The sequence below is a fragment of the Marinimicrobium sp. LS-A18 genome (genome assembly GCF_000463525.1).
In the GTDB taxonomy this organism is placed as follows: Bacteria; Pseudomonadota; Gammaproteobacteria; order Pseudomonadales; family Cellvibrionaceae; genus Marinimicrobium; species Marinimicrobium koreense.
Genome location: NZ_AWEP01000006.1, coordinates 1,006,886 through 1,018,864 on the forward strand (window position 1 = coordinate 1,006,886; position 11,979 = coordinate 1,018,864).

Genomic DNA, 11,979 nt, shown 5'->3' on the forward strand with positions numbered 1-11,979 from the left:
ATGGCCGATAGCAAAGCCCCCACACCGGCCGCTCGCCGCAAAGCGCGCCACTACGCCATGCAGGGTCTGTATCAGTGGCAGATGGCCGGCGCGAACCTCAATGCCATCGAGGCGGAGTTTCGCACTGACAACGACATGACCAACGTCGATGTCGACTACTTCCACGAGCTGCTGCACGGTGTGCCGCAGTTTCTGGGCGAAGTGGAAGCGGTATTTACGCCGCACCTGCAGGAGCGCAGCTCCGACGAGCTGGACCCGGTCACCCAGGCCCTGCTTCGCCTGGCCTGCTACGAGTTCAAATACCGGATTGATGTGCCCTATAAAGTGGTCATCAACGAAGCGGTATCCCTGGCGAAAAAGTTCGGCGCGGCAGAGAGCCACAAGTTCATCAACGGCGTGCTCGACAAGGCCGCCAACGATATCCGGGCCATCGAAAAACGCGCCTAATAATTGAGCTCGCGCCAAAGCTTGGTGTAGGGGCAGAGCGCAGCGAACAAGCTGCGCATCCGCCGTTACCAAACCCACTCCCAACCACTCCCAAACCGACTCAAACCATGGGTGAATTCGAACTGATCCGCCACTACTTCCAACAACACAGCGCCGAATCCACCCCGGCGTCGGTGCTGTTGGGCGTGGGCGACGATGCCGCCTTGCTGCAACCCCCGGCGGGAGAAGCGCTGTCGGTCTCGGTCGATACCCTGGTCAGCGGCGTTCACTTTCCGGACGATGCGCCCGCGGAGGAAATCGCCCAGCGGGCCCTGCGGGTCAACCTCAGCGACCTGGCGGCCATGGGGGCGACGCCGCTCTGGTTTACCCTGGCGCTGACCCTCCCCGAGGCCTCCGATGACTGGCTGCGGGATTTCAGCCGCGGCCTGTTCGAAGTGGCCGAGGCTTATGGTATTTCTCTGGTCGGCGGCGATACCACCAAGGGGCCGCTGACCATTACCGTTCAGGTGATGGGCTCGGTAGCGCCGGGGCTGGCCCTGCGTCGGGACGGCGCCAGTGCCGGGGATTATGTGCTGGTCACCCACACGCTGGGAGACTCTGCCGCGGGCCTGGCGAGCCTGCAAGGGCGTCTGGAAAAGGCGGTCAGTGAGGATGTCAGCGCCTACTTGCAGGAGCGCTACTGGCGGCCCACGCCCCGGCTGGAAGCCGCCGCGCAACTCGCGGGTATCGCCAGTGCCGCGCTGGATATCTCCGATGGCCTGCTGGCCGATCTGGGGCATATCTGCGCGGCCAGCGACCTGAGCGCCGAACTCTTTATCGAAGAGCTGCCCCTGTCACCGGCGCTGCAAAATGCCACCAGCCAGGATCAGGCTCGCCAGTGGGCCCTGACCGGCGGCGATGATTACGAGCTGTGCTTCACGGTACCGGAGAGCCGGATGCCCGAACTGGGCGCCCTGATCGGCACCGGTGCCCTGCAGGCCACCGTAGTGGGTCGCCTTGGAACCGGTAGCGGCGTACACTGCACGCTGCACGGCGAACCCTACGATTCACAACAAAGCGGCTATACCCATTTCTGATGTCCAAGCCTGAATACCCCAGCGTCGCCACCGTCCTGCGCAACCCGGACCACCTGTTTGCCTTTGGTTTTGGCAGTGGCCTGCTGCGTCCGGCCTCCGGTACCTTCGGCACAGTGGCGGCCATTCCCATCTTCTGGTTGATTCAGGACCTGTCCGTACCCATCTATTCACTGTGGCTGATCGTGACCTTCGCCCTGGGCGTTTATTGGTGCGACCGCAGCTCCAAGGCGCTGGGGGTGCACGACCACGGTGGTATCGTCTGGGATGAAATGGTCGGCTACTGGCTCACCATGTTCCTGGCGCCGGCCGGCTGGTTGTGGATGCTGCTCGGCTTCGTCCTGTTCCGGATCTTTGATGTGATCAAACCCTGGCCCATCAACTGGCTGGATCGCCGGGTACACGGCGGCTTTGGCATCATGATCGATGATGTGCTCGCGGCGGTGTATGCCTGGATCATCCTGCAGACCGTGGCTTACTTTATATAGAATGGCGGGCGTCAGCCCACCCGCTCAAGAGGCAATTGCGTGACCATACGCTTCGTAGAATCTTCCAAACTGCCGACCCCCTGGGGCATGTTCACCATGCACGGCTTCTCCGACGATGGAGCGGACAAGGAGCACCTGGTGCTCACCATGGGCGATGTCAGTAACGGCGAACCGGTACTCGCCCGGGTGCACTCCGAGTGCCTGACCGGCGATGCGCTGTTCAGCATGCGCTGCGACTGTGGCCCCCAACTGCAGGCCGCCATGCACAAAATCGCCCTGGAAGGGCGCGGAGTGATTTTCTACCTGCGCCAGGAAGGCCGCGGCATCGGCCTGCTCAACAAAATCCGCGCCTACCACCTGCAGGACTGCGGCGCCGATACCGTGGAAGCCAACGAACGCCTGGGTTTTGGCGCCGACATGCGCGACTACAGCATCCTTAAGCCCATGCTGGAGCACCTGAACATCAAGTCACTCAAACTGATGACCAACAACCCGCGCAAGGTCAAAGCCCTGCGGGAAATGGGCATCACCGTGACGGAACGCATTTCCCACCAGACCGGGCGCAACCCCCACAACGCCCGCTACCTGGAAACCAAGCGAGGCAAGCTCGGCCATCTGTTCGAAGAGGGCGACGATAGCTGGACCTCCCAGGAACCACCACCCGAGGAAAATTCATGACCATCAAAATCGCCATCAGCGGCGCCTCTGGCCGCATGGGTAAAGCCCTGATCGAAGCCGTCAGCGCCAATGACGACACCCAACTGAGCGCCGCCATCGAACGTCCCGAAAGCACACTTATCGGCGCCGACGCCGGCGAGCTGGCCGGCATCGGCAAACTGGGCGTTGCCCTCAGCGGCGATCTGGCGGCGGTGATCGACCAGTTTGACGTTCTGATTGACTTCAGCGCCCCCACCGCCACTTTGAACAACGCCAAACTCTGTGCCGAACACGGCAAAGGCCTGGTCATCGGCACCACCGGTTTTACCGACGAGCAGAAAGCCGAACTGGAAGCGCGGGCCAAAAGCACGGCGCTGTGCATCGCTGCCAACTACAGCACCGGCGTCAACCTGTGCCTGAAGCTGCTCGACATGGCCGCCCGTGTGATGGGGGACGATGTCGATGTGGAAATCTACGAGGCGCACCACCGCCACAAGGTCGACGCCCCCTCGGGCACGGCCCTGCGGATGGGCGAAGTCGTCGCCAACGCCCTGGGTCGTGACCTGAGCGAAACCGCCGTGTACGGCCGCGAAGGCCAGACCGGCGCCCGGGATCGCGATACCATCGGCTTTGCCACCGTGCGCGGCGGCGATGTGGTGGGCGATCATACCGTGATGTTCATGGCCGATGGCGAGCGCGTGGAAATCACCCACAAGGCCTCCAGCCGTCAGTCCTTTGCCCGGGGCGCCGTGCGTGCGGCATTGTGGTTGGCGCAGCAAAAGCCCGGACTGTATGACATGCAGGACGTGCTGGATCTGCACTAAGCTTACGATCATGGACGCGGCGCGCGAGGCCCATCAATGAGTTGCACCCTGCGCATTCTGACGGTGAATACCCACAAGGGTTTCAGCCTGTTCAACCGGCGGTTCATTCTGCCGGAGCTGCGCGAGGCCGTGCGCTCGGTGGGGGCGGACATCGTTTTTCTGCAGGAAGTTCTCGGGGCCCATGAAGGCTGGTCGCGCCGCCTGGGGCATCGTTGGCCCGACGCGGCGCAGTACGAATTTCTGGCCGATACCATCTGGCAGGACTTCGCCTACGGGCGCAACGCCGTCTACCCCAAGGGGCACCACGGCAATGCGCTGCTCAGCAAATACCCCATAACCCAGTGGGATAACCACGATATTTCCCTGAACCGGTTCGAGCAGCGCGGCATTCTGCAGTGCACGCTGGATCTGGTTTCCGAGCCCAAGCCACTGCATGCTATCTGTGTGCACCTGAACCTTCGCGAGCACCATCGCCAGCGTCAGTTGCGTCGGCTGTGTGAACTGGTCAACCGCATACCGGAAGATGAGCCAGTAGTGGTCGCGGGAGACTTCAACGATTGGCGCGGCCGCGCGCAGCGCCTGCTGGCCGAGCAGGCCGGGCTGCGCGAGGTGTTCACCCATGAGTACGGCCGGCCGGCCCGCTCCTTCCCGGCCGCCTGGCCGATGCTGCGCCTGGACCGAATCTATGTGCGCTCCGCGCGAGGGCATGCGCCGGTGGTGTTACCCCGCAAACCCTGGTCCGGATTGTCGGATCACAAGCCACTACTGGCGGAAATTGAGTTAGAGTGGGAGGATGGTCACTACCGGACGACACCCTGAGGGTGCAATGTCCGCGCGTTGACCCCAAACCCTCAAACCAGGGAGTTTCCCCATGTGGCTGCGAGCCGGTTGTGAAATCCAGTTCGATGAAAGTGAGCCCGCACCGTTTATCCTGATGCTGCGCCCGCGCAGCGGCCGACGCCAGTGGGTCGCCCGCGAATCCTACACGCTGATTCCCAGTGTGCCGGTGGAAGAGTATACCGACCCCTACGGCAACCTCTGTCAGCGACTGATCTCGCCGCCCGGTAAGTTCGTCATCCGCACCTCAGCCGACGTGTTGGCTGATGATACGATTGATGTCGCACCCGGCGCCCCTTTCGTGGAAGTGCAGAATCTGCCCAATGAAGTGCTGACTTATTTGTTGCCCAGTCGCTACTGCGAGTCCGATCAGTTTATCCAGATGGGGCGGGAGATTGTCGGCGATGCGATTCCCGGTTATGACCAGGTGGCGCGTATCGAGCAGTGGATTCGCGACCAGTTCATCTATAACGAGGCCGCCCCGCACTTTCAGCTCTCCGCTGCGGACTTCAACCAGATGAGCGAGGGGGTGTGTCGGGACTTCGCGCACTTGGGCATCGCCCTGTGTCGCGGCCTGTGCATTCCGGCGCGTATGGTGGTGGGTTACCTGCATAAACTCGAACCCATGGACTTCCACGCCTGGTTCGAGGCCTACGTGGGCGGGCGCTGGTATACCTTTGATCCGACCCAGAGCGAGCCGCGCGGTGGTCGGGTCACGGTGGCCTATGGTCGGGATGCGGCGGATGTGGCGATTTTCAGCCAGTTCGGCCCGGCGCTTTACCCCACCCGGATGAACGTCCACGTGGAGCAGCTACCCGGACCACCGGAATAGGTGCAGAGAAGCCGCTGTATACCGAGAATCAGAGCTTCCATGAATGTTACCTTATTGTGTTGCGCTCACCATCAAACTAACCAGAGGATAGCGTAATGGGTGAAGATTACCAGTTGGCGTATGCGGGACTTGCGGTGGTGTTGATCACACTGCTGGTGCAGATGTTGGTGGCGAGCTACAGCAAGGCACGTCAGCCCGGCGCGGTGCCGGGGAGAATCGATGAGTCGCTCTCGCATCAGTCTTTCGTGTTCCGTGCCCACCGTACCTTCATGAACTCCCTGGAAAACCTGCCCCTGTTTTTCGGCACGGTATTTCTGGCTCTGTTTGCCGGCATGAGCTCAACCTGGGTGGCCGTGACGGTGTGGGTGTTCGCCTTGGCGCGGATTGCCCACATGGTGCTCTACTACGGGCTGGCGACCGAGCGCAATCCCAGCCCGCGCAGTTATTTTTACCTGATCGCTCTGCTGGCCAACATGGTGCTGCTGGTTGGGCTGGTGCTTCAGCTGGCGAATATGGTCTGAATCAGATAGCCGGTATAACCCACGTAGCAAAGCAATAGCAGCCCGCCTTCGATCCGGTTGATGCGCCCCTGGCGACGGAAACCATAGCCGACGACGAACAGGGACAGCGTCAAGGCCGACATGACCAACACATCGCGACTCAGTACCTCCGGGTCCACCACCATGGGGTGAATGGCTCCGGCAATACCCACCACCGCCAGGGTGTTGAACAGGTTCGAGCCAATCACATTGCCCAGCGCCAGGTCGTGCTCGCCCTTGCGTACCGCCACCAGTGATGAGGCCAGCTCGGGAAGCGATGTGCCGATGGCCACAATCGTCAGGCCGATGATCACATCACTTACGCCCAGCGCCTGGGCAATATCGACCGCGCCCCAGACCAGTAAGCGGGAGCTGGCGACCAACAACACCAGGCCAATAAACAACCACATCAAAGAGCGGGGCAGGGGCATGGGGTGAGCCTGCAGCTCCGCATCCACTTCGCCACCGAGGATATCGCCTTTGCCGCGCATACCCTGCCAGATGCTCCAGCCCATGGTGAGGGTAAAGGCCAGCAGCAGAAGGGTGGCGTCCAGCCGACCGATGTGCAGGTCCCATATCAGCCATATGGTCAGAGCGGTAATCAGGGTGAGAAGTGGCAGTTCTTTGCGCAGGATCTGGGAGTGAACGGCGATGGGACTTATCACCGCGGTCAAGCCGAGAATCAGGGCAATATTGGTGATGTTGGAGCCGTAGGCATTACCCAGCGCCAGCCCCGGGCTACCCTGACTCGCCGCCAATGCCGAGACCACCATTTCCGGAGCCGAGGTGCCAAAACCGATGATCACCATACCGATCAACAAGGGCGGCATTCCCAGGTGGCTGGCGGTGGAGACCGCGCCATCCACAAACCGGTCGGCGCTCCACACCAGAATAATCAGGCCGACAACGACGGCAATCAGGGCGAGAATCATGGTAATTCCTTTGGAATAGAGACGGAGCGCGGCATCTTCCAGCCTGCCCGTTGCGCTGTCAAGTCAGGTTTTACCTTCGGGTTGGGTTTGCTCTGATGCTGCACTGGGTTCTCCTGCCACGATGCAGTCCCGACCCTGCTTTTTGGCCTGATAAAGCGCCTCGTCGGCGCGTTCGAACCAATGGTCGACACTTTCTCCGCGTTGCAGTATGGCCGTGCCAAACGAGGCGGTTACGGGGCCGGATGGACTGGTGAGGGTTTTGCGCAGCACCGACTGGACATGCTCGACGGCCGCTTGAAGCCCATTTGGTGTTGCCCCGGACATCAGAATCACAAACTCTTCGCCACCAAAGCGGAACAGCTGGTCCGAACGCCGGGTATTGAAGGCCAGGACGCCGACGAAATCCACCAGAATGCGATCTCCGGTGTGGTGACCGTGGGTGTCGTTGACCCGCTTGAAGTGATCCAGGTCGGCCAACACCAGACCGTATTCGGTGCCCAGGCGTTCGTGCTCAGACACGGCGCGGGCCAGCGCTTCATCCAGGGCACGACGGTTGCTGACCCCCGTGAGCGGGTCGAGTAGTGCCAGATGCTTCAGACGGTTGCGCTGGTGCTCGCTTCGGCGGGCAAAAACATAGGTGCAAGCGCACACCACCAATAAGGTGACCGAAAAGGACCATACCTGCTGACTGGAGCTGAAGGCGCTGCCTTCGAGGATCAGCAGTGCCAGGGCTCCAAGCGGCAGAAGCGCGGCAATCAGCGGGCGGGTGAGCATGAAACTGCAGATCAGGGCCGGGTAAAGCCAGAACAGTCCCACTTCGCCGGCCGTCAGGGATATGGCGATGGCGCCACCGGTGCAGGGGAACAGGGCGAGAAAGAGTCCGGTGCAGGCGGTTTTGTGTGTGCGCCAGGCGTACAGGGTGGCGCCGACAATGGCTCCGAGAATGCCCAGATCGATCAGGCCGATCCAGTACTCTCCGCGAAGAAACCGCCAGATGGCAAAGGGTGTGATGCCAACGATCGCACAGGCGTTCATCAGGGTGATGACCGAGAGATGAAAATCGTTGCGTAGCCGATAAAGCATGACGGTCTCGTGTTGGCCAATTGTGCGTCGTGGCTCGGAGCTGACAATGAGCCCATAGTGCCCCAGCAAGGTGCACGCCGACAAGTATTATGGCGCATTAATCATCTTGTTGTGACTGAGAGCTGCCGGGAGGTTGTATCGGGGAGACAGGCGGTTGTAGTCCGGGCGACCACGAAGGTGGTCGCCCGGTTGAAGGGTTACGGCGTTTGGCTCAACTCCATTACCTCAGCGGCGGACAGGGGCTTTTCGTACACCCGCAGCTCATCCATGGCGCCCTCGTAGGGCAGGTCCCACCAGTTCACACCCAGGCTGAAGATGCCGGTGCCCTCGGAGAAGACGTGCGGGAAACCGGCGCCGGAGAAGCGCTCCTCACCATTGATGTAAATCGACAGAGCGCCTTCGTCCACCACCCAGGCCACGTGGCTCCAGGCGTCCTGGGGAATGTTCATGCCGGTACCCGCGTCATACCAGAGAGTGCCTGACCAGAGCATGGTGTGACCGTTCACGAAACCGTGCCCCATGGGCAGGAAGCTGATCCAGCTGTCCGGATTCCGGGCGCCGAAGAAGGTGGTGCTGAAGGCGTTAAGGGCGCTGGGGTTCAGCCAGAAGCTGACCGAATATCGATGGCTGGCGATCAACCCGCCAGGTAGCCGCACACCTGACTGACCATCGAAGTAGGCGGCCTCGGCGCTGACCCCCGACACAAAATCAATCTGGCCACCGGCCCAATCGATACGGGCGCCGCTGACCTGACCGGGCGCCTGTTGCCCTGTGGTGTCGTTCAGGTTGCCGTCGAAGCTGTAGTGCGCCAGCAGGCCGTCGGGCGCCTGTTCACGCACGGTCACCGGGTACTCACGGCTCTGTGTCTCGCCGTCGTAGTGCACCGTGGCGCGTAAGGTGACCACCTGATCGCCCAGGCCATGCTCCGGGCGATTGACCTGGCCGTCAGTCGCGATCCACTGAGGCGCCGAGGATGCCCATTCGATGGTGGCATTGCGGGTCGCGCTCACCGGCAGGTCGATATCATTTTGCAGCGGGATTGAGCTGAACTCGATATCGTCGAGAATGGCTTGCAGTACCGCCTCGGTCGGGCGATCCGGCAGGCGGCTGCCCCACAGTGTGAGCCCGGCGTCGGATAGCGCACTGAAGGTCAGATCGAAACGCTCGGCGGTTTCATTCCACTGGTAGGACAGTACGCCCTCATAATCGCCGTCGCTCAGCTCGACCGAAATGCGATCGTTGCCACCAAACCACCAGCGGCCTTCGATATCGCCCTGAATGCGGCCGTTGTTGGTGAGGGTGGCGAACCGGGAGGTCTCGATGTCGGCGGTGATGGTCTTGTCTTTCAGGATCACTTTGTAGTCACCCACCACGTCGGGGCGTTTGACCTTGCGCTGGCCCGGTTGCGCTTGGGGTGCTTTGTCGGCGTAGCGATAGGGCGCGGCGACCGGCCAGTCGGCGTCGTTCATCAGCAGCTCATTCACCCGGATGTTGTGGCGCTCTCCGGTTCCCGGGAAGCGGCTGTGGGAAATCAGGAAGTACTGCCCGGTGGCGTCATCGTAATAGGCGGAGTTGTGGCCGGGGGAGACGTAGCCCGTTCCCAAGCCTTCGCCGTCCTCGCCCAGTTCTCGGGTGAATAAATGGTTGCCCAGAATTTTCATGGCATAGGGTTCGATGCTGGCATCGTCAAATAGCGGCAGGGCCGGGTCTGATTTTACTTCGGCCATATTATTGCCCTGAGCATCGAAGTAGGGACCGTCGGGCTGGCGCGAGCGTGCGACGCGTACGTTATAGCCGCCGTCGGCGCTCAGGCCACCAAAGGAGGTGAACAGATAGTAGTACTGGGTCTCCGGGCTGTAGAGGATGTAGGGGGCTTCGATCCGGCTGTGGTTGCCGCCCATCAGGTGCTTGCCGTAGCCCTGGCCCGGCAGTGGAAAGCCGGTTTCCGGGTCCATCTCGAAGATGAATAGGCCACCCGAGTAGGAGCCGTAGACCATCCAGAGTTTGCCTTCGGCGTCAAAGAAGGCATCGGGGTCGACCACATTGGGGTGAATGCGGGCGTCATAAATGGTGCCGTCCTCGCTGGGCTGGCCCCACATGCCCGAGCGCAGAAAAATGCCCTCGTTGCGGTAAGGCCCCTCAATTTCGTCGGCCACCGCAACCCCCATGGCGGAGCGGGGCGAGTCACCCCGGCTGGCGTTGTAGTACATGTAAAAGCGGCCATCCTCAAGCTGGATGACATCCGCCGCCCAGAGCGTGTCGGTCTGGGCCCATTCGAAGGTTTCCCGCAGCTCGGTCTGGACGTCATCAAACAACGGGTTGGCAGCGTTGGCGCCGTCGGCGACCTGCTGCCATTGCATCAGGTCATCGGATTTGGCCGCGGCCAGGTGGGAGCCGAACACGTAGTAGGTGTCATCGACTTTGATGACCGAAGGGTCGTGGACGGTGGCCTCTGCGAACTCGGGGGATGCCCATTCATGGTCCGTAGCGGGGGCCGCGTGAGTGGTCGCCGCTCCGGCGGCGAGCAGCAGGGCCGCAGCCCCGATGAGACCGGGTAGGTCCTTGGTAGACATGGCTTTTACCTCGTTATTTGTCTTATTCATGGGTTCGAATATTGAACCAGACGTTTGGTTTGGCGACATTATTGTATGATGATATGGCGTAATAATAAAATGTCGATATATCTGACAAAATCATCATGAAAACTCAGAATCAAGTAAAATCAAAGGGTTATGAAATATGAGGTGGCTCGAGGCTTTATTAAGTGACAGACTGATTTGCCATAAAAAGTCATACAATTTATAACCAAAGGATTTGATGCTCCCGGTGGGCGGCAATCGGACATTTCCATTGGACAGCACCCGCCGCCTCGCGTAAAATTGTCGGCGAAATTACACTTGGCCCAAATGCCGGTCAGCAGGATTGTATGAAGCGAGATGAGGCTGGTGTTTCATCTCGCTTTTTTGCACCCCGTGACCGGGCTTTCACTCGCGCGCAGTCCGTCTAGCATTCGCTGATCTTCGCACCCCTCGGGTCGTGCGGCTGCCTCGCTGAGCCTGTGAAAAGTCCGGTTACATGACGGCACGCCATCATGCTTGAGGAGGTTGACTTGACTACTGGGGCATCCACACCCGCTGTGCTTGTACTTGAAGACGGCAGTATTTTTCGCGGTACCGCCATTGGTGCCGAGGGCCTGTCGGTGGGCGAGGTGGTGTTCAATACCTCCATGACCGGCTATCAGGAAATCCTGACCGATCCCTCCTACGCCCGTCAGATCGTGACGCTGACCTACCCCCATATCGGCAACACCGGCGTCAATGCCGAGGACGCCGAGTGCGATCGAAGCTGGGCCGCCGGCCTGGTGATTCGGGACCTCCCCTTCCTGGCCAGCAACTTCCGCTCCGAGCAGTCCCTGCCCGAGTACCTGAAAGCCCAGAACATCATCGGCATCGCCGATATCGATACCCGTCGCCTGACCCGGCTGCTGCGCGACAAGGGCGCCCAGAACGGCTGCATCATGGCGGGCGAAATCGACGAGGACAAGGCGGTGGCGGAAGCCAAGGGGTTTGCCGGCCTGAAAGGTATGGATCTGGCCAAGGTGGTCAGCGTGAAGGAACCTTATACCTGGAGCGAGGGCACCTGGTCCTTGGGCAAAGGGCATCAGGTCCCCGAGGGTGAACGGCCCTATAAAGTGGTGGCCTATGATTACGGGGTCAAGCGCAATATTCTGCGTATGCTGGTGGATCGCGGCTGTGACCTCACCGTGGTGCCGGCTGAAACACCCGCCGCCGAGGTGCTGGCGATGAACCCCGACGGCGTCTTCCTGGCCAACGGCCCCGGCGACCCGGAGCCCTGCACCTACGCCATCGAAGCGATTAAAGAGATTGTTGAAACCGGCCTGCCGGTCTTTGGTATCTGCCTGGGGCACCAGTTGCTGGCCCTGGCCTCTGGCGCCAAAACACTGAAGATGAAGTTCGGTCACCACGGCGGCAACCACCCGGTGCAGGACCTGGAGACCGGACGGGTGATGATCACTGCCCAGAACCACGGTTTTGCCGCCGATGAGGCGAGCCTGCCGGACAATCTGAAGGCCACTCACCGGTCACTGTTCGACGGCTCCCTACAGGGCATTCACCGCACGGACAAGCCCGCCTTCAGCTTTCAGGGGCATCCGGAAGCCAGTCCCGGTCCGCACGACGCCGACGGCCTGTTCGACCACTTTATTGATTTGATGAAAGACGCGAAACGTTGATGGGTTGCCGCCTGC

General features: G+C 61.1%; 12 protein-coding genes. 9 read left to right on the forward strand and 3 right to left on the reverse strand.

What is annotated here, in order from left to right; genetic code table 11:
- The 8 genes from nusB (at window position 1) to N645_RS0115380 (ending at window position 5,679) form a co-directional block, all read left to right on the forward strand.
- Complete coding sequence (gene nusB, locus N645_RS0115345) at window positions 1–447, forward strand: transcription antitermination factor NusB (RefSeq protein ID WP_024462396.1); 447 nt, start codon at window positions 1–3, stop codon at window positions 445–447.
- A gap of 107 nt (window positions 448–554) precedes the next feature.
- On the forward strand, window positions 555–1,523 hold the full coding sequence (thiL, locus tag N645_RS0115350; RefSeq protein WP_024462397.1) for a thiamine-phosphate kinase: 969 nt from the start codon (window positions 555–557) through the stop codon (window positions 1,521–1,523).
- Window positions 1,523–2,008, forward strand: a complete 486-nt coding sequence (locus N645_RS0115355) for a phosphatidylglycerophosphatase A (protein WP_024462398.1) — start codon at window positions 1,523–1,525, stop codon at window positions 2,006–2,008. The genes thiL and N645_RS0115355 overlap by 1 nt, the downstream gene beginning before the upstream one ends.
- Before the next feature lie 39 nt (window positions 2,009–2,047).
- Window positions 2,048–2,686, forward strand: a complete 639-nt coding sequence (gene ribA, locus N645_RS0115360) for a GTP cyclohydrolase II (protein ID WP_024462399.1) — start codon at window positions 2,048–2,050, stop codon at window positions 2,684–2,686.
- The gene (gene dapB / locus N645_RS0115365; RefSeq protein WP_024462400.1) at window positions 2,683–3,489 is read left to right on the forward strand and encodes a 4-hydroxy-tetrahydrodipicolinate reductase; all 807 of its coding nucleotides are present in this window, start codon (window positions 2,683–2,685) and stop codon (window positions 3,487–3,489) included. The genes ribA and dapB overlap by 4 nt, the downstream gene beginning before the upstream one ends.
- Window positions 3,490–3,525: 36 nt before the next feature.
- Entirely contained in the window at window positions 3,526–4,308 is a 783-nt protein-coding gene (locus tag N645_RS0115370) for an endonuclease/exonuclease/phosphatase family protein (protein ID WP_024462401.1), read from the forward strand.
- A gap of 52 nt (window positions 4,309–4,360) precedes the next feature.
- Window positions 4,361–5,158 (forward strand): transglutaminase family protein, encoded by a 798-nt coding sequence (locus N645_RS0115375; protein WP_024462402.1) that lies wholly within the window; start codon window positions 4,361–4,363, stop codon window positions 5,156–5,158.
- Between the two features lie 95 nt (window positions 5,159–5,253).
- Window positions 5,254–5,679 carry an MAPEG family protein gene (locus tag N645_RS0115380; protein WP_024462403.1) on the forward strand — a complete coding sequence of 142 codons (426 nt, stop codon included), beginning with the start codon at window positions 5,254–5,256 and terminating at the stop codon, window positions 5,677–5,679.
- Here N645_RS0115380 and N645_RS0115385 read toward each other — a convergent pair.
- The 3 genes from N645_RS0115385 to N645_RS18495 form a co-directional block, all read right to left on the reverse strand.
- On the reverse strand, window positions 5,658–6,629 hold the full coding sequence (locus N645_RS0115385) for a calcium/sodium antiporter (RefSeq protein WP_024462404.1): 972 nt from the start codon (window positions 6,627–6,629) through the stop codon (window positions 5,658–5,660). The genes N645_RS0115380 and N645_RS0115385 overlap by 22 nt on opposite strands.
- Window positions 6,630–6,692: 63 nt before the next feature.
- Window positions 6,693–7,712 carry a GGDEF domain-containing protein gene (locus N645_RS0115390; RefSeq protein ID WP_024462405.1) on the reverse strand — a complete coding sequence of 340 codons (1,020 nt, stop codon included), beginning with the start codon at window positions 7,710–7,712 and terminating at the stop codon, window positions 6,693–6,695.
- A 197-nt stretch (window positions 7,713–7,909) separates the two neighbouring features.
- A complete protein-coding gene (locus N645_RS18495) occupies window positions 7,910–10,285 on the reverse strand; it encodes a family 43 glycosylhydrolase (RefSeq protein ID WP_024462406.1) in 2,376 nt (791 codons plus the stop codon).
- Window positions 10,286–10,803: 518 nt separating this feature from the next.
- Here N645_RS18495 and carA point away from each other — a divergent pair.
- Window positions 10,804–11,964: a glutamine-hydrolyzing carbamoyl-phosphate synthase small subunit gene (gene carA / locus N645_RS0115400; protein WP_051174480.1), complete on the forward strand. Its 1,161-nt coding sequence runs from the start codon at window positions 10,804–10,806 to the stop codon at window positions 11,962–11,964.
- The last annotated feature ends 15 nt before the right edge of the window (window positions 11,965–11,979 follow it).